The following is a 17,704-nucleotide window of genomic DNA, read 5'->3' on the forward strand; positions in this document are numbered from 1 at the left end:
TTCCGTGCCCGTCACTCGTGGTGCGGGTCCAGGCGCGGAACGCGGAGGCGCCGCGAGAAGGCGCCGTCCCGTGTGCCCACCCGTCCCGCCCCAGCGGGACGATTGCCCACACGGGCAGCGGCCCGAGGCGCCACACGGGCGGGGGCGACGGGTCGCACGGGCGTGGGCGACGGCCCACACGGCGCCGGGTGCGGGCCCCCGAAGACGCGGCGCGGCCCCGGAGGACCTGGCAGGGTCCTCCGGGGCCGCGCTCCCCCGTTCCGTCCCGCGCCGCCGCTACTCGCTCGCGATCGCGTTCAGGACGTTCATCCGGCCCGCCCGGAACGCCGGGACCAGCGCCGCGAACAGACCCACGAAGGCCGAGCCGACGAAGACCGTCAGGATCGTCGGCCAGGGGATCTCCAGGACCCCGAGGCCCTCCAGGGCGAGGAGCTTCTGGGCGGCGGTGCCCCAGCCCATGCCCAGGCCCAGGCCCAGGAGCGCGCCGAAGAGGGCGATGACCACCGACTCCAGGCGGATCATGCGGCGCAGCTGGCGGCGGGAGAGGCCGATCGCCCGCATGAGGCCGATCTCGCGGGTCCGCTCGACGACCGACAGGGCGAGGGTGTTCACGACGCCGAGGACCGCGACGACGATCGCCAGGGCGAGGAGCCCGTACACGATGTTGAGCAGCTGCCCGACCTGGTTCTGCAGCTCCTCCTTGTAGTCGGCCTGGTTGCTCACCTTGTACTGCGGGTACGGCGCGAGCGCGTCCTTGAGGGCCTGGTAGGACTGCGTCTCCTGGCCGTCCTTCGCGCTGGCGAGGACGAGCAGGCTGTTCGGCATCCGGTCGGCGGGCAGGTGGCGGGCGACGGTGGCGATGCTCGTGTACATCGCGCCCTTGTCGACCTGGCCGGTGTCCGCGGTGATCGCCGCGACCTTCAGCTTCGCGGTGTCGCCGCCCTTGAAGGCGAGGGTCAGGACGTCGCCGACCTTCACGCGGTGCTCGGTGGCGTAGTCGCTGCCGACGGACATCGCGCCCTCGCCGTACGCCTCGGTGAGCGTGCCGGCGGTGGTCTCGCGGCGCAGGTCCTTGACGTAGGTCGGGTCGGTGGCGGCCAGTTCCGCCGTGGTGACCTTGCCGTGCGGGTCGGTGACCTTCGCGTCGACCCGCTTGTACGCGGTGACGTGGTCCAGGCCGGGCGCCTTCGCAACGGCGGCCTGGGCCTGCGGCACGATCGGCTGGCCCGTGCCGGACTGCACGATGAAGTCGGCGCCGACGGAGCGGTCCAGTTCCTCGGTGGCCGAGGCGACCATGGAGGAGCCGACCACCGAGAGGCCGGCGACGAGCGCGAGGCCGATCATGAGCGCGGCGGCGGTGGCGCCGGTGCGGCGCGGGTTGCGGAGCGCGTTCCGCTCGGCCATCCGGCCGACGGGGCCGAAGATCCGCAGGACGACGACGCCGAGGGCGCGGACGACGCCGCCCGCGAGGAGCGGGCCGACGACGACGAAGCCGAGGAGGGTGAGGACGACGCCGAGTCCGAGCCAGAGGGAGCCGGGTCCGGCCTCCGCGGCGCGGGCCGCGGCGACCAGGGCGGCCGCTCCGGCGCCGGTGAGGACGATCCCGAGCACGCCCCGGACCCGTCCGGCCCTGCCGTCGGCGGGGGTGCCCGCGTCGCGGAGCGCCGCCATCGGGGAGACCTTGCCGGCCCGGCGGGCGGGGATGTACGCGGCGAGGACGGTGACGACGATGCCGAGGGCGAGACCGACGGCGGGCGTCGTCCAGGCGACTGTGAGGTCGCGGGTGGAGAGCTCCATGCCCATGGAGGACATGAGCTTCATGAGGCCGACGGCGAGGCCGACTCCCGCGGCGACACCGGCGACGGAGCCGACGAGGCCGAGGAGCAGCGCCTCGACGAGGACGGAGCGGTTGACCTGCTTGCGGCTCGATCCGATGGCCCGCATGAGGCCGATCTCGCGGGTCCGCTGGGCGACCAGCATGGAGAAGGTGTTGACGATGAGGAAGATGCCGACGAGGAAGGCGATCCCGGCGAAGCCGAGCATCGCGTACTTCATGACGTCGAGGAAGCCGGCGACGTCCTCGCGGCCCGCGTCGGCGGCCTCGGCGGCGGTCTGGAGCTTGTAGCCCCCTCCGAGGGCGGCGGCGACGTCCTTCTTCAGGGCGTCGTCGGAGACACCGGGCTTCGCGTCGACGGTGACCTGCGTGAACATCCCCTCCTTGCCGAGGAGTTCGCGCTGGGCGGTGGCCGTGTCGAAGTAGACGAGGGTGGCGCCCGGGTTGGTGACCTTGAAGTCGACGATGCCGGCGATCTTCGCGGTGAAGTCGCCGGTGACGGCGATGGTCCGCAGCTCGTCGCCGAGCTTCAGGCCGTGCTTGTCGGCGGTGGCGCCGTCGACGACGACCTCGGTGGGGCCGCGCGGCTCGTGGCCGGAGACGAGCTCCACGGAACGCAGCTCGTTGGGCGTCCAGTTGAGGGCGATCGTCGGGGCGCCGCCGGTCGGGCCGACGTTCTTGTTCTTCGCGTCGACGACGGTGACGCTCGTCGAGGCGACCGAGCCCTGCGCGTCCTTGACGCCCTGGACCTTCCTGACCTGCTCGACGAGCGAGGCGGGAAGGGACTCGGGGCGGCCGTTCTGCGGGATCTCGTCGTCGGCCGCGGCGGCCTTCGGGCTGACGGTGACGTCGGAGGCGGTGGAGGCGAAGAGCTTGTCGAACGTCGTGTTCATCGTGTCGGTGAAGACGAGCGTCCCACTGACGAAGGCGACGGAGAGCAGGACGGCGACGGCGGAGAGCGCCATGCGTCCCTTGTGCGCGAGGAAGTTGCGCAGCGAGGTCTTGAGGACGGTCACGACGTCCGCCCGCGCGCGTCGAAGTCCTTCATGCGGTCGAGGACGGCGTCGGCGGTGGGCCGCTCCATCTCGTCCACGATCCGCCCGTCGGCGAGGTAGAGGACCCGGTCCGCGTAGGACGCGGCGACGGGGTCGTGGGTGACCATGACGATGGTCTGACCGAGCTCGTCGACGGACGAGCGGAGGAAGCCGAGGACCTCGGCGCCGGCCCGCGAGTCGAGGTTTCCGGTCGGCTCGTCGCCGAAGATGATCTCGGGCCGGGCGGCGAGCGCGCGGGCCACGGCGACGCGCTGCTGCTGACCGCCGGAGAGCTGGTTCGGCCGGTGCTTGAGCCGCTCGGAGAGGCCGACGGTGTCGACGACCCTGCGCAGCCACTCCGCGTCGGGCCTGCGCCCGGCGATGTCCATGGGCAGGGTGATGTTCTCCAGGGCGTTCAGGGTGGGCAGCAGGTTGAACGCCTGGAAGATGAAGCCGATCCGGTCCCGGCGCAGCTGGGTGAGCTTCTTGTCCTTGAGGCCGGTGATCTCGGTCTCGTCGAGGAAGATCTGACCGCTGGTGACGGTGTCGAGCCCGGCGAGGCAGTGCATCAGGGTCGACTTGCCGGAGCCCGAGGGCCCCATGATCGCGGTGAACTGTCCGCGGGCGATGTCCACGTCGACGGAGTCCAGCGCGACGACGCGCGTCTCCCCCGCCCCGTACGCCTTGACGACCTGACGCGCCCGCGCGGCCACGGCCGTAAGCCCTCCAGTACCCCCGTGCCTGGGGATGGTCACAGCCGAAGTCACGTTTCTCTCCTAGGAGCGTCGGTGGGTTTGTAGGTTCAAGTTAAGGACGGGGAAACCCCGTTCACGTCCTCCGTCGGTACGACCGGCCCCTGGGCCGCATGGGGGAGGGCCCCCTAGGGGTTCCCCACCCCAAGGTCTAGTGAGACCCTGACTCCCGCACATTTAGGTGTACGAAGAAAGGAAAGGTGTGCGGTGACCGAGCCGTCGACGCCCCGGGCCGGAGCCGACCCGGCGCCCCCCGCCTCTCCCGCCCCCGCCACCGCCCGCCGAGGGCCCGTCGTCGCCGCGCTCATGCTCGCCATGGGCCTCGCCGCGCTCGACGGGACCATCGTGTCCACCGCCGTGCCCCAGATCGTCGGCGACCTCGGCGGGCTCTCCGTCTTCTCCTGGCTGTTCGCCGGCTATCTGCTCGCCGTCACCGTCACCCTGCCCGTGTACGGCAAGCTCAGCGACACCTTCGGCCGCAAGCCCGTCCTCGTCGCCGGGACCGTCCTCTTCCTCGTCGGCTCCCTGCTCTGCGCCGCCGCCTGGAACATGCCCTCGCTGATCGCGTTCCGCGTCGTCCAGGGCCTCGGCGGCGGCGCCCTCCAGGGCACGGTCCAGACGATCGCCGCCGACCTCTACCCGCTGAAGGAACGCCCCAGGATCCAGGCGAAGCTGTCGTCCGTGTGGGCCACGTCCTCGATCGCGGGACCGGCCCTCGGCGGCCTCCTCGCCGGCTACGCCGACTGGCGCTGGATCTTCCTCATCAACCTGCCCGTCGGCCTGCTCGCCCTCTGGCTCGTCGCCCGCCACCTGCGCGAACCCGCCCGCACCGCACCCCGCGCGCGCGTCCGCGTCGACTGGGCCGGCGCCCTCGCCATCTTCGCCACCGGGGCCGTCCTCATCACCGCGCTCGTCCAGGGCGGCGTCGCCTGGCCCTGGCTGTCCGCGCCGTCCCTCGGCCTGCTCGGCGGGGCCGCCGCCCTCGCCGCGCTGACCGTCGTCATCGAGCGGCGCGCGGCCGAACCGATCATCCCCGGCTGGGTGTGGCGCCGCCGCACGATCGCCGCCGTGAACCTCTCCCTGGGCGCGCTCGGCCTGCTCATGGTCGCCCCGACGGTCTTCCTGCCCACGTACGCGCAGTCCGTCCTCGGCCTCGGCCCGATCGCCGCCGGCTTCGTCCTGTCCTCCTGGACCCTGAGCTGGCCCATCACGGCCGCGCTGTCCAACCGGGTCTACACGCGCATCGGCTTCCGCCTCACCGCCGTCATCGGGATCTCGCTCGCCCTGCTCCTGCTGCTCGCGTTCCCGTTCCTGCCGTTCCCCGGCGAACCCTGGCAGCCCGCCCTCCTGATGCTGCTGCTCGGCGGGGCCCTCGGCCTCTTCCAGCTGCCGCTGATCGTCGGGGTGCAGTCGACCGTCCCGTACGGGGAACGCGGCACGACCACCGCGTCGGTCCTCTTCTGCCGCCAGGTCGGCCAGAGCGTCGGCGCCGCGCTCTTCGGCGCGATCGCCAACGGCGTCCTCGCGGCCCGGCTCGGCGCCGGCACGGACCTCGACTCCCTGGCCGGCTCCCTCGGCAGCACCGACGGCATCCGGCGGGCGGTCGGCGCGGCCGTGGACTGGGTCTACCTCGGCGCGGCGGCAGCGGCGGCGCTCGCCCTGCTGGCCCTCCTCACGCTGGCCCCCCGCCGCTTCCCGGTACTGGAGGAGGCGACGGGGGGCGCGGCGGACCGCTGAGCGCGTACAGGCGGGGGTTGTACTACTCCGCCGACGCGAGCCCGACGAACCCGGCCCAGGCCTCGCGCGAGACGCTCAGGCCCGGCCGGGCGACGTCCTTGGAGTCCCGCACGTGCACGGCTCCCGCACGGGCGGCGACCTCGACGCACTGGCCGCCCTCAGCACCGCTGTAGCTGCTCTTGACCCAGCTCGCCGCGACCTCGATGCACTGGCCACCCTCGGTTCCGCTGTAGCTGCTCTTGAACCAGACGAGGGCTTCTGTGTTGTTCATAGCTCTCCCAGCAACTTCTCGATGAACGCCAGCGACTCTCGCGGGGTGAGAGCCTGCGACCGGATGATCCCATAGCGCGCTGCGGCAAGAACGGTCTGCTCAGGGTCCGTTGCCATGGAGCTGGTGTTCTGCGCCTCGACGTAGAGGAATTTCTTGCCGTCCTTGCGTGTGACAACCGTGAACGGGCCGTTCACGCCCGCGTTGTCCTCGCAGTCGGTGGGCATGATCTGGAGCTCGACGTTCCGCCGCTGGCCGATCAGGAGAAGGTGCTCCAGCTGGCCACGAAGAATCTGCGCGCCGCCGTACCTGTGCCGAATCACCGACTCGTCCATGACGAAGCTCAGCAGAGGAGCCGGGCGCCGGTCGAAGATGTCCTGGCGAGCCAGTCGGGCCGTCACCCGCTGCTCGATCGTCTCCGGATCCAACGGTGGGCGCCTCATGGCCAGCAGAGCCCGCAGGTACTCCTCCGTCTGAAGGAGACCGTTGACCACCATCGTGTCGTACATCAACAGCTCTATGGCCTGCTTCTCCAGCTGCGCCATCCCCTGGAAGAACGCCGGATACTGCGCCCTCTCCAGCTGGTCCTTCCAGACCGTCAGCAGTCCGCCCGCGTCCAGCACCTCGTCCGAGCGGTCGATCGCCCTCGGTGGCGGGATCCTCCGGCCCTGTTCGAAGGAGGCGATCGTGGACGCCGAGTAGCCCAGGCGCCTGCCCAGCTCCTCGCGTTCCATCTTCGCCCGCACCCGCAGCGTCTTCAGGCTCTGCCCGAACGCCGCCACCACGCCCTGCCCGGCCCTGTCCGCCGCGGCGGGTTCCGGAGCCGTCCCCGGCTGCTCTTCCGTCATCGCGCCCTGCCCCTCGTACCGGCACCGGCACACGACGTACAAGGCCGTGGCGTCGGTGCGTCACCTCTGGTCACGCTACGCGACCGGGAGGAGCGTGGAGGGCATGACGAGCAACATCGACAACCCCAGCGGTACCACCCAACCCACAGGTGTCTCGCCTTACTTGGGCCGTGGGGTCTTCACCCTCCGCTTCACGTCGACCGCACGGGGGGCCAGGCTCGCCCGGCGGCTGGTCGCCGTGCGGCTGGACGAGTGGGGCGTGCCGTTCGGCACCCCCGCGCACGACACCGTGGTCCTCGTCGCCGCCGAGCTGACGGCGAACGCGGTGCGGCACGGGCACGTGCCGGGGCGGGACTTCGAGTTGCTCCTGCGCCTGCTGCACGGGGTCACGGCCGTCGCGCGGATCGAGGTCGGCGACACCCGGGGCGAGCGGCTGCCGGTGCGCCCCGGCCCCCTTCCGGAGGGTGAACTCGGGGAAGGGGGCCGGGGGCTGCTGCTCGTGGAGCGGCTCGCGGACCGCTGGGGCTGGTACCCCAGGGTCGGCGGTCCGGGGAAGACGGTGTGGGCGGAGTGCGCCCTCCCCTGAACGGCCCTTCTAGAAGAAGGCGTTGTAGGCCGTCCCCTGGGTGAGGGACACGGCGGCGCCGCTCTTGAAGGGCGCCGCCCAGCCGCCCGTACCGGAGTAGAAGGTCTCGACGCCGGCGTCGTCCGGGGCGACCAGGTCGGCCCGTCCGTCGCCGTTGGCGTCGCCGACGCCGGTGAGTCCGGTGAACCCGCCCCACCCGCCGCCCACCCTGGTGCGGGCGGCGAAGGTGCCGTCGCCCTTGCCGAGGTACAGCCAGAGGACGCCGTCCTTGTCGCGGGCGACGAGGTCCCCGGCCGGGCCGCCGGCGAGGTTGCCGGTGGCCGCCAGCTGGTTGTAGACGCCCCAGCCGTGGCCGATCTGCTTCCGTGCGGCGAAGGGGGCGGTGGCCGAGCCCGTGCCCTTGTAGAGCCACAGGGCGCCCGCCCTGTCCGTGGCGACGAGGTCCGCGCGGCCGTCGCCGGTCAGGTCGCCGCCGCCCGCGAGCTCGGTGTACGTCTGCCAGCCGGACCCGATCCTCGTGCGGGCCGCGAGCGGCTTGTTCCGGTCTCCCGTGCCCTGGTAGAGCCAGAGGACGCCGCTCTTGTCCCGGGCGATCACGTCGGGCGCGGTCGAGCCCGCGACGTTCCCGACGGTCTCCAGCCGGTCGTAGATCTGCCAGCCGCCGCCCACCCGATGCTCGCCGGCCTCCGTCGGGACGTCGCCCGGGGCGCCGGGCCGGGTGCCGAAGCGCCACAGCACGCCGTCGAGGTCACGGACGAGGAGGTCGGCCGTACCGTCGTCGTCGAAGTCGTGCGGGGCGGGGGGCCGGGTCACGGTGAACCGGCCGGTGGAGACGACGTCGGGGCCGATGCCCTCGTCGGGGCGGGCGGTGAGCCGCCACTCGTACACGCCGTTGCGGGCCGGGGTCTGCCACCCGGAGCCCTCAAGGTCCCAGGTGTTCCAGTGCCAGGCGAACCGGCCCGGCAGGCCCGGACCGACGGGATCTTTGAGATGCAGCTGGGTGGTCAGCGTCTCGCGGCTGCCCACATGGGTCAGGGTCAGCCACACGTCGCTGTCCGCCCGGGACAGGTCCCAGGCGAAGTCGACCCCCCGCTCGAGCTGTTCGCCGGACAGGGTCTTCGGTACGACGGAACGGGTGACGGCCAGGACGGTCGACTGCCCGGTGGAGGCGACGAGTGCGACGTCCGGACGGCCGCCGTCGGAGCGCGGCGAGATCCGGTAGAGGCCCTCGCCGTGCTCGGGGGTGCCGCCGCGCACGAGGAGGCTGCCGTCGGGGCCCGCGACGGCGGACGAGAAGGCGGTGAGGAGCTGGACCTTCTCTCCGGTCGCGACCGACTGGGCCGTGAACGGCCGCACCGTCGGGCGCGGCAGGCCGGGCGCGGAGGTGGACGATTCGATGTGAGCCTTGCTGCCGGACGCCACCCAGCCGCCGACCAGGTACAGCGGGTCGCTGAGGTCGTCGTCCGACGGGATCCACCGCTCGGTGGTGCTGTCGCGCGCGAAGGCGACGATCCCGTGGACGGACCGGCCGCCCGACATCCGGGCCTCGCGCCAGGCCACGTGCGTGGCGGAGACGGCGCCGTCGCGGGCCCACTCGTCCTCGAACTGGGGGTACCACTTCGAGGTGCCCGAGGCGAGGTCGACGAGGACCTTGACGGCCGCCCCGGTCGCGTCGAGGCTGCACTCGTAGAGCGCGGAGGCGGTGTCGGTCCAGCCCTCGCGGCCGTCGGCGCAGTCGATTCCGGCCCCACCGGCCACCGCGCGGGCCTTCGGCGGGTTGCCGTCGAGGGTGACGGCGTACTGCTTCTGCGGGTCGCCGGCCACGTACTGGCCGAGGAGCATGGTGGCGCCGGCGACGCCCTCGAAGGAGAAGCCGTCGCCGAGGGCGTCGAGGCTCACCTCCCGGGGCACCGGGGCGGCGGTGGGCTTCGCCAGGTCGTAGACCCGGACCACCCGGCCGGCGACCGGGGCGGACCGGTCGACGGTGACGACGAGGTCCGCGCCGCCGGCGGCGGCCTCGGTGGCTCCCGGCAGCACGACGGACGAGCCGTCCGCGTACCAGGTCCAGCGGAACTCCGGCGTGGTGCGCCGGGTCTTCGACAGGAAGCCGGCGGGGCCGGCGCCGACGACGTCCGCGTTGCGCGGGAAGGGCACAGTGGTCTGCTGTGCCTCCCGCGGCGCGGCCGGGGCGGCCGAGGCCGGAAGTACTGTGAGCGTGCCGCCCGTGGCGGCGAGGACGATGGTGACGGCGGCGGCCGCGAGTCTGCGGCCCCGCACGCGCGCGTGGATCATGTACGGGTTCCCTCCCTGAGGGGACGACGTTAACCGTCACCCCAGGTCACCCCGCCACCACCCCTGGTCTAGACCGCCCCGCGCGGGATCGTCAGGCAGAAGGGGTGGCCCGCCGGGTCCAGGACCACCCGCCACAGGTCGGGGCGCGGCTGCTCGGCGGGGACGGTCGCGCCCCACTCCACCAGCTGGGCCGCCGCCGCCTCCAGGTCCTCGACGTCGAAGTCGAGGTGCAGCTGCTGCGGGACGTCCTGGCCGGGCCAGGTCGGCGGCCGGTAGCCCTCGACGCGCTGGAAGCCGATGAACAGGCCGTCCGCACCGCGCAGTCCCGCGAACTCGTCGTCGGACCTCTCCGCGAGCGGGATCCCGGTCGCCCGCCGGTAGAACTCGGCCAGGGCCATGGGATCGGCGCAGTCGAGCGTGACCGCCGTCAGTTTCATCAGCATGACCCCGGAGCCTACGCGGGGCTCGTGACGCCCCCGCCGTCCCCCAAGTCCCCCTGCTCGCGCTCCTGTTCCGGCGACGGCTCCGGCGAAGGTTCCGATGACGGCTTCGATGACGGCTCCGGCGACGGCTCCGGCTCCGTCGGCCGGCCCGTCAGCGCCGCGAGCGAGTGGCGGATGTGCTCCATGTGGGAGTGGATCTCCTCCCGGGCCTCCTCGTGCTCCCGCAGCACCCGCTCCGTCTCGCGCTCGACCCGCTCCGCCTTCATCCTGGCCTCGGCGAGCAGTTCCTCCGCGCGGGCCTCGGCGTCCTCCTGGCCGTGCCGGGCCTGCTCCTCGGTCTCGGCCAGGGCCCGCCGCGTCTCCGCGAGCCCCGCCTCCGCCGCCGCGACCAGTTCGCCGTGCCGGGCGTCCAGCGCGGACGCGAGGCCCTCCGCCGTGCGCTCCGCCTCGTCCCGCGCGGCGGCCTGCTCGGCGCGCTGGTCCGCCAGGAGCCGCACCGCGCGGCGCTCGGTCTCCGCGAAGGCCTCGGCGGCCGCCGCGCGGGCCCCCTCCGCGTCCCGGCGCGCGATCGTGGACATCGCGTCGGCGCGCTCGCTCGCCGACTCCAGGGCCGCCCGGGCCGCCGCGTCGGCCGCCGCGCGGACGCCCTCCGCGTACGCCCGCGCCGACTCCTCCGCCTCCCGGGCCGCCGCGTCCGCCGACTCCGCGAGGCCCTGCGCGTCGGCCTCGGCGGCCCGCACCAGCCGCTCGTCCTCCTGCTCGGCCAGGCGCAGGATCTGCTGAGACGCCTCGCCCAGCGACTCGTACCGCTGCGGGGCGAGCTGCGTGACGGCCAGACGGAGCCCGGCGGCCTCCTTCTCCATCTCCTTGGCGAGCACGGTGAGCCGCGCCGCCCGCTCCCAGGCACCGTCCCGCTCCGCCGAGAGCTCGGCGAGGAACCGGTCGACCTGCTCGGGGCGGTACGCGCGCCCCCGTCCGACGGTGAAAGCCATCCCTGACGCCCCTTCCCTCTGGTCTCGAACAACCAGGATGCGGCATCAGAACGGACAAAAGACGCCCCACGTGCACGCACGTCGAGCGCCTTTCATCACATCCGATCGGGCCGCGCCTACAGGAGGCCGTCCCACATCTGCTCCAGCAGCACCGACCACCAGTTCTCCGGCGACGACAGCGCCGCCGGGTCCAGCATCGCCAGCTGCGCCTGGAAGTCGACCGTCCAGCGGCCCGCCTGCTCCGGGTTCAACCCGAACCGCAGCCGCCACATCCGGCCCAGCAGCGCCATCGACCGCGTGAACTCCGGCAGCCCCGTGTTCACGAACTGCGGCGGCACCGACTGCCCGCCCGGACCGGCCTCCACCGGCACCGCCACGATGTGCGCGGTCCCGTACTGGACACAGATCGCCCGCCCGAAGTCCGAACCGAGCACCAGGTACGAGCTCGCGTCCGGCGCCGCCGCGACCTGCCGCTGCGCCGCCAGCTCCGCCAGCGTCGGCACCACCGGGACCGCCGGCTGCGCCCAGAAGAACGGACCGAAGTCCGCCGGAAGCCCCGCCCACACCAGCGTGCGCGCCACGATCTCCGGCACTCCCTGCCGCGCCACCGCCCGCTGGTCGAACCGGAGCACACCCGGACCGAACGCCCCGGCCAGCTCCTGCGCGATCCCCTCCGGGGGGATCGGCGGCGCCGGCTGCACCTGCGGCAGCGGCGCCCGCACCGGAGCCGGACGCGCCGGACCGTCCGCGACCTGGTGCAACTCCCCCTGATGGGTGAGGAGCTGCCGCATGCCCTGCTGCCGGCCCGCGTGATCACGGCCGTACGGGGCGATGCTGGTGATCCGCGCCTGCGGCCACGTCTCCCGGATCATCCGCGCGCAGTAACCGCCCGGCAGCTCACAGGACTCCAACTCCGTGTGGAGCTCCAGCACCTGCTGCGGCGGCACGTTCATCGCGCGCAGCTCGTGCAGGATCTGCCACTCCGGGTGCGGAGTGCCCGGCGCGGAACGCCGGATGAGCTGCGCCTCGGAACCGTCGGGCGCCCGGTAGCGCAGCACCGCCTGGTAGCCGGGACCGACCGTCGGCTGACCCGTCGGCTGCGGATAGCCGTACGCCGGGGGCACGGGACCCGGAGGCACCGGACCGGGTCCGGGCGGCGGCGTGTGCCCGCCGACCGGCGGCGCCGGAGCGGGCGGGGGCGGCGGAGCACCCACACCACCCGGACCCGGGTGCGCCAGCATCGTCGCCGCGTGCGCGACGCCGCCCGGAGGCGTACCGGGCACACCCGGCGGCGGCGGGGGCGGCGGAGGCGCGCCGGGCCCGCCCTGGTTCGGGTGCGCCAGCATCGTCGCCGCGTGGTGCACCGGCTGCGGAGGCGTCACCGGACCCGGCGCGGCCGGCGGAGGCGGCGGACCGGGCGGACCCGGCTGCGCGGGCGGCTGGAGCCCCTCGGGGCCGAGCTGCGACACCAGCTGCGTGGGGATGTACGCGTTCGAGCCCTGCGACCCACCCGGCACACCCGGGACACCGGGCGGCGGGGGCGGCGTCGGACCCCGCCCGGCCTTCGGCGGCACCGAGGCCTTGCTGGTCGCGGCGTCCGCGATGTCCCCGGCCGCCGGCACCACGGGCGCGGGCGGAGCGGGCGGCGTCGGCGGAGCCTGCGGAACCGGGGCGGCCTGCGGAACCGGAGCCGGACCCTGCGCCGGAACCGGGGCCGGAGCGGGACTCTGCGCCGGACCCGGGGCCGGGGCCGCCGGGTCGAGGCGCGGCGCGATCGCGGTCGGGGGCAGCGCACTGCCCCCCTGCATCAGCGCGGTCGGCGCGTCCGCACCCACCAGCGGCGGCGGGGTGTCCTCGTCGTCCGTACCCGACAGCGCGGGCGCGAAGACGGTCGCGGGCAGCGGCACCGCCCCGTCCGCACCCCCGGAACTCGCGTTCGCGTCCACCCACGGACTGCTCGGCGCGGGCACCGGCGGCGCGGCCACGGGCGCCGGCGTGGAGGCCGGGACCCCGTCCATCGCCGTCGGCACGTACGCGTCGTCGGCTCCCGCCACGGCGGCGGGAACGGCGGGCGCGGCCGGAACCGGAGCCGTCGCCGCCTCCGAGGAGGAAGAAGAAGAGGGAGAGACGGCGGAAGAGGACGAGGAAGAAGAGGACGAGGAAGAGGAGGCCGCCGACGACGCCACGGACGCCGAAGGCCCCGACACCCCCGCCCCCACCGCGTCCGACACGTCGTCCACCGGCGCCGACGCGCTCACGCTCTCCTGCGAGACGTGCGACTCCTCCCGCGGCAGCCCGATCTTGTCCGCCGCGTCCTGCAGCCACTCCGGCGGACTCAACAGGAACGACGTCTGATTCAGATCGATCCGCGCCGCCGGCACCGCCGCCTGCGCCGGAACCTCGTCCGTCGCCCCGTACTCCTCCTCGTACCGCCGGATCACCTCACCCACCGGCAGCCCCGGCCAGAGCGTCGCCTCACCGCTGTCCCGCGCGATCACCAGACGCTGGCGCCCGCCGTCCGACGTCGGACCACCCTCGCGGTCCTCCGCCCACACCACGAAACCCAGTCCGAACTCCCGCACCCGCACCTCACGGTGCTGGTACGCCGGCAGGTCACCGTTGATCCATTCCTCGGCGCGCTCCTGCGCCTGCGCGAACGTCACCACAGCCAGCTCACTCCCCCACCGGGACCACGGGCACGGCACGCGCGAAGCCGCCGTCCACCATCAGGTTCGCCACCGTCTCCAGCTCCGGCGGATTACCCGCGAGACGCCCGAGAAACGCGTCGAAATCCGCGCCACAGGGCAGCAGCAACCGCTCCACCCGCTCACCCACCGACCAGCCGGCCGCCACCTCGCCGGAGTCCCGCGCGTCGTCGTACGCGCAGAACCACACCGAACCGACCGCCGCACCCCGCACCTTCAGCGCGATCAGACCGCCCTGGACGAACGCCACGCCCAGATAGTCCTTCGTCAGATGGTCACGCAGACACTTGTTGACATAGACGAGGTCATTGACCCCCGCCTCCTCCCGCACCGTGAAGAACGGCTGGTCGACCAGGAGCCCCAGCTCCGCGTCCAGCGCCGCCCCCACCGGAGCGCACCCGCCCGCCGCCTTCAGGAAGGAGCGGTACGCCCCCGGCAGCCGGTAGCCCAGATCCTCCTCGACGCCCAGGAGCTGCTGCTCCGACACCGACACCAGACCCTTCGGCAGCCCGAAGTGCACCGGCCGCGTCTCCTGCAGCGGACGCGTGCCCCGCTTCGACTGGTCGACCGCGGCCGTCGCCACCCCGCCGTGATGACGCAGCAACGCCTTCACCTCGACCGGAACCAGCTCCATCCGCCGCGACCGCGCCACGTGGTGCCAGGTCCAGCCGTGCGGCGTCGCCACCGACGGAATCGTGTCCCACAGCTCATGGCCGGTCGCCGCCATCGCCGCGTTCGCCGACACGTAGTCCGTGAGACGCAGCTCGTCGACACCGAAACCCTCCGGCGGATCCGCGATCTCCGCCGCCGCACGCGCGTACGGCGAGAAGTCCGGGTGACCGTGCTCGTCCACCCGCACCCCTCTGGGGTGACGAGAGGCACGCACCGGATCCGGGAAATGCACGACCTGCCCGGCGTAGGCCGCGTTCGGTGGCGCGGTGTCCTGCCCGAGCCGACCTGTCGTCATGGCGGTTGCCCCCTGCATGGCGTCGCTGACTGCTGCTACCGGCTGATTCCCCAGCCTGATCCCGCACAGCCTATGCGCTGCCACAAGAGGCCGAACCGGACCCGAACCGCCGACCACCGACCGTGACCAACTGTCACGACGCCATGACAGGTGCACCATGATTCCGACACACCGAGGACGTGTTTCGCCGCCCCAGCTTCCCCATATGGCTCCCTATTTGGCAGGCTGTCCACGCAACTCGGGGGATTGCAGGAGGGGAAGACGAGCACCATGCACACAGCAACGACGCCCACACAGGGTGACCCACGCCTCAACTGGAGCAGCAGCGCCGAGGCGACGCGCGCACCCTTACTGCGTCACCGCCGCGACGGAATCCTCCCCACCGTCGGAGCCGCCCTCTCCGTCCGCGGCGAAACCCTCACGTGCACCGCGGGCCGCGGCGACCGGCCCCCCGTCCTGCACGCCCTCGTCCAGGACTTCCTCGACACCCTCACCAGCAGCCAGCGGGAACGCTTCACCGGCCGCTGCCCCGAGGCGATCCTGCTCTCCCGGCACCTCACCGCCACCGAGAACGGCCGCTCCAAGCGCGCCCAGCGCAAGCCGCTCACCCACAGCGAGGCCCGCCGCTCCCTCAAACACGCCAAGCTCACCGCCCGGCGCATCCGCGAGGACGGCGACCCGCTCCACGGCGGATACGCGGCACCCTGCCGCTCCTGCACCGCGATGCTCGCCCACTTCGGCGTCCGCGCCGTCGACCCCACCACGCCTGTCGAGAACGGCTGACCGCGCCCCCATGCCCGACCACCTCAGCACCACACGCTTCCCCGTCAACGTCGACGCCGCCCTCCGCGAGGCCGGCTGGCAGCCCGGACGCTGGGACATCAAACTCGCCGAAGAATGGGCCGACACCCTGCGCGCCCACGTCTCCCCCGCCGGACACCGGCACAGCGTCTTCCCCGCCGCCGTCGAAGCCTGGGCCGAATTCGGCGGACTGCGGATCACCGCACCCGGCCACGGCCGGCAGATAGCGCCCGCCGCCGTCCGCTTCGACCCCCTCGCCGGACTCCACCTCTCCCGCACCCTCGCCGACCTCGGCCGCGCCCTCGACACCGAGCTCGCCCCCCTCGGCGAAGAGGGCGAACACCAGGCCGTCCTCGCCATGGACGTCGAAGGCCGGGTCTACAGCCTCGACCACGCGGGCGACTGGTACCTCGGCAAGGACATCGACGCGGCGCTGTCCACCCTGATCACCGGAGCCCAGCCCACCCGCCTCACGGCGGGCTGAGCACCCGCTACCCGCCCGTCGGCAGCACCGCCGACACCTTGAAACCGCCCGCGTCGGTCGGCCCCGACACGAACACACCCCCCAGCCGCAGCACCCGCTCCCGCATGCCGACCAGACCGTTCCCACCGCTCGGCAGCCCCACATCGGCCACCGCCACGTCCGACGGACCGTTCTCCACCTGCATCGCGACCTCGGCACCCCGGTGCGCGAGCCGCACCACGACCTTCGCGCCCCCCGCGTGCTTGTGGACGTTCGTCAGGGCCTCCTGCACCACCCGGTACGCCGTCCGCTCCACCTCGGGCGCGTACGGACGCGCCTCCCCGATCACCACCAGCTCCACCACCGCCCCCGCGAGCCGCGACTGCTCGCACAGCGCCTCCACGGCGTCCAGACACGGCCCGTCCTCGGCGGCCGCCTCCGCGGCCGCGGCCGCGGCGCGCCCCACGGCGGCCAGCGGCACCACGGCGGGAGCCGCGGGAGCGGCCCCCTCCCGGAGCACCCCCAGCATCTCCCGCAGCTCGGTCAGGGCCTGCCGCCCCATGTCGCCCACCAGGGCCGCGTTCCGCACGGCCTTCTGCGGATCCTTCAACGCGACCGCCTGGAGCGCCGCCGCGTGCACCACCATCAGCGACACCCGGTGGGCGACGACGTCGTGCATCTCACGGGCGATCCGCGTCCGCTCCTCCTGCCGCGCCCACTGCGCCCGCTGCTCGGCCCGGTCGGCGAGCAGCGACAGCTCCTGCTCCAGGGAGTCCGCGCGCTCCCGGAGGCTCTCCATGAGGCGGCGGCGTGCGCCGATGTAGAGGCCGAAGAGGACCGGGGGCGCGTTGAGCCCGAGCGTCATGAAGAGCGCGACGCTCGGGACGTACCAGCCGCTCGGGTCGATGTCCGGCGGGCCCGCGTCGACCTGGGCGACGTCCTGACGCATCCGGACGTAGGTCACGACGAACACGGCGAGCGTCGACATGCCGGCGAGGACGGCGGTGATCCGCCGGGGCACGTCGGAGGCGGCGAGCGAGTACAGGCCGACGATCCCCATGAGGAAGCCCATCTCGGCGGGCGCGATCGCGATCGACACGAGGACGACGGCGATGGGCCAGCGGCGCCGGACGACCAGCGTCGACCCCACGACCAGCCCGAACAGCACGCCGACGGGGACGGGCAGCGAGGCCTTGTCGGCGAAGCCGATCCCCTCGACGGCGCACTCCAGCGCGGACACGAGCGCGAGCCCGATGTCCAGGACGGCGCTCCGCCGTCTCCCCCACCACCACCCGCTCCCGACGCCCTCGGCGTCCCGGTCTGCCCCCGTCGTGGTCATACCCACCACCCTACGGGTGGGCCCCCGCGTCAACCCCGGACAAACACGTCCCTCGAACTGTTGAATCGACCGCACATTCGATCCGGACGTCCGGACTCCGGACGGGGGTGGGCGTATGACGAAGCACGACCTCCACTCCCGCGCACGGGAGCTCCGCCTCCGGGGCTGGACGTGATGATCCACGAGACGGCGGACGCGGCCGCCGCCGAGCGGTTCTGGGGCGACCTCGTCGGGGTCGACCCCTCGGCCTTCCGCAAGACGACCGTCAGGCGTCACGACCCCCGAACCAACCGCAAGAACAGGGGCACCGGCCATCACGGCTGCCTCTCGATCCGAATCCTCGGCAGCGCCGATCTGTACCGTCGCATCGAAGGCGCCTGGTGCGGCATAGTAGGGGCCGTCCCGGTCTCGCCGACGAAAGATCGGACATAGAGGGCGAACCATCCCGGATCGTCTAAGGGCAGGACAAATGGTTTTGGTCCATTGAATGAGGGTTCGAATCCTTCTCCGGGAGCCCACCGTGGGGGGGGGGGGCGGGGGGGTGTGGGGGGGGGGGGGGGGGGGCGCGGGGGGTGGGGGCGCGGAGCGGCGGGGGGGGGGGGCGCAGCTCGCGACGCTGGGGGGGAGTGTGGGTGCTCGCGGC

At 73.3% G+C, this 17,704-nt stretch carries 15 protein-coding genes and 1 tRNA gene; 6 read left to right on the forward strand and 10 right to left on the reverse strand.

All coding sequences use genetic code 11. The features are described 5' to 3' along the window. Window positions 1-276 precede the first annotated feature (276 nt). Both ACFV2S_RS22465 and ACFV2S_RS22470 read right to left on the reverse strand, forming a co-directional pair. Window positions 277-2,850, reverse strand: coding sequence for an ABC transporter permease (locus tag ACFV2S_RS22465; protein ID WP_385561875.1), 2,574 nt, complete (start codon window positions 2,848-2,850; stop codon window positions 277-279). After that, a complete protein-coding gene (locus ACFV2S_RS22470) occupies window positions 2,847-3,635 on the reverse strand; it encodes an ABC transporter ATP-binding protein (protein WP_385561877.1) in 789 nt (262 codons plus the stop codon). Before ACFV2S_RS22470 ends, ACFV2S_RS22465 begins: the two co-directional genes overlap by 4 nt. A gap of 192 nt (window positions 3,636-3,827) precedes the next feature. On the opposite strand from ACFV2S_RS22470, the gene ACFV2S_RS22475 reads away from it, so the two are divergent. Next, window positions 3,828-5,357 (forward strand): MFS transporter, encoded by a 1,530-nt coding sequence (locus tag ACFV2S_RS22475; protein WP_385561880.1) that lies wholly within the window; start codon window positions 3,828-3,830, stop codon window positions 5,355-5,357. Window positions 5,358-5,379: 22 nt separating this feature from the next. Here ACFV2S_RS22475 and ACFV2S_RS22480 read toward each other — a convergent pair whose 3' ends face one another. Together ACFV2S_RS22480 and ACFV2S_RS22485 are read right to left on the reverse strand one after the other, a co-directional pair. Beyond that, window positions 5,380-5,628, reverse strand: a complete 249-nt coding sequence (locus tag ACFV2S_RS22480) for a DUF397 domain-containing protein (protein WP_385561883.1) — start codon at window positions 5,626-5,628, stop codon at window positions 5,380-5,382. Next, window positions 5,625-6,473 carry a helix-turn-helix domain-containing protein gene (locus tag ACFV2S_RS22485; protein ID WP_385561885.1) on the reverse strand — a complete coding sequence of 283 codons (849 nt, stop codon included), beginning with the start codon at window positions 6,471-6,473 and terminating at the stop codon, window positions 5,625-5,627. Before ACFV2S_RS22485 ends, ACFV2S_RS22480 begins: the two co-directional genes overlap by 4 nt. Before the next feature lie 103 nt (window positions 6,474-6,576). On the opposite strand from ACFV2S_RS22485, the gene ACFV2S_RS22490 reads away from it, so the two are divergent. Beyond that, window positions 6,577-7,059 (forward strand): ATP-binding protein, encoded by a 483-nt coding sequence (locus tag ACFV2S_RS22490; protein ID WP_385561888.1) that lies wholly within the window; start codon window positions 6,577-6,579, stop codon window positions 7,057-7,059. Between the two features lie 9 nt (window positions 7,060-7,068). Here the strand turns inward: ACFV2S_RS22490 and ACFV2S_RS22495 are convergent, their stop codons facing one another. The 5 genes from ACFV2S_RS22495 to ACFV2S_RS22515 all read right to left on the reverse strand — a co-directional run bounded on the left by ACFV2S_RS22495 (window position 7,069) and on the right by ACFV2S_RS22515 (window position 14,458). Then, a complete protein-coding gene (locus tag ACFV2S_RS22495) occupies window positions 7,069-9,351 on the reverse strand; it encodes an FG-GAP-like repeat-containing protein (protein ID WP_385561891.1) in 2,283 nt (760 codons plus the stop codon). Window positions 9,352-9,419: 68 nt separating this feature from the next. Then, window positions 9,420-9,794, reverse strand: a complete 375-nt coding sequence (locus tag ACFV2S_RS22500; protein WP_385561893.1) for a VOC family protein — start codon at window positions 9,792-9,794, stop codon at window positions 9,420-9,422. Between the two features lie 11 nt (window positions 9,795-9,805). Next, complete coding sequence (locus ACFV2S_RS22505) at window positions 9,806-10,786, reverse strand: cellulose-binding protein (protein WP_385561896.1); 981 nt, start codon at window positions 10,784-10,786, stop codon at window positions 9,806-9,808. Between the two features lie 116 nt (window positions 10,787-10,902). Next, window positions 10,903-13,452 carry an SUKH-4 family immunity protein gene (locus tag ACFV2S_RS22510; RefSeq protein WP_385561899.1) on the reverse strand — a complete coding sequence of 850 codons (2,550 nt, stop codon included), beginning with the start codon at window positions 13,450-13,452 and terminating at the stop codon, window positions 10,903-10,905. Between the two features lie 7 nt (window positions 13,453-13,459). Then, window positions 13,460-14,458, reverse strand: a complete 999-nt coding sequence (locus ACFV2S_RS22515) for an SMI1/KNR4 family protein (RefSeq protein WP_385561902.1) — start codon at window positions 14,456-14,458, stop codon at window positions 13,460-13,462. Between the two features lie 270 nt (window positions 14,459-14,728). Between ACFV2S_RS22515 and ACFV2S_RS22520 the strand changes: the two genes are divergently transcribed. Both ACFV2S_RS22520 and ACFV2S_RS22525 read left to right on the forward strand, forming a co-directional pair. Continuing rightward, window positions 14,729-15,241: a YwqJ-related putative deaminase gene (locus tag ACFV2S_RS22520; RefSeq protein WP_383797644.1), complete on the forward strand. Its 513-nt coding sequence runs from the start codon at window positions 14,729-14,731 to the stop codon at window positions 15,239-15,241. Between the two features lie 10 nt (window positions 15,242-15,251). Next, window positions 15,252-15,743, forward strand: coding sequence for an SUKH-3 domain-containing protein (locus ACFV2S_RS22525; protein ID WP_383797645.1), 492 nt, complete (start codon window positions 15,252-15,254; stop codon window positions 15,741-15,743). Window positions 15,744-15,750: 7 nt separating this feature from the next. On the opposite strand, the gene ACFV2S_RS22530 is transcribed toward ACFV2S_RS22525, so the two are convergent. Continuing rightward, window positions 15,751-17,061: a sensor histidine kinase gene (locus tag ACFV2S_RS22530; RefSeq protein WP_385561907.1), complete on the reverse strand. Its 1,311-nt coding sequence runs from the start codon at window positions 17,059-17,061 to the stop codon at window positions 15,751-15,753. A 171-nt stretch (window positions 17,062-17,232) separates the two neighbouring features. Here ACFV2S_RS22530 and ACFV2S_RS22535 point away from each other — a divergent pair, with 171 nt between their 5' ends. Beyond that, window positions 17,233-17,493 (forward strand): hypothetical protein, encoded by a 261-nt coding sequence (locus ACFV2S_RS22535; RefSeq protein WP_385561910.1) that lies wholly within the window; start codon window positions 17,233-17,235, stop codon window positions 17,491-17,493. Between the two features lie 11 nt (window positions 17,494-17,504). Continuing rightward, window positions 17,505-17,575, forward strand: a tRNA-Gln gene (locus ACFV2S_RS22540). Window positions 17,576-17,704: the final 129 nt, after the last annotated feature.

Source organism: Streptomyces sp. NPDC059695, from assembly GCF_042733785.1.
Classification (GTDB): Bacteria; Actinomycetota; Actinomycetes; order Streptomycetales; family Streptomycetaceae; genus Streptomyces.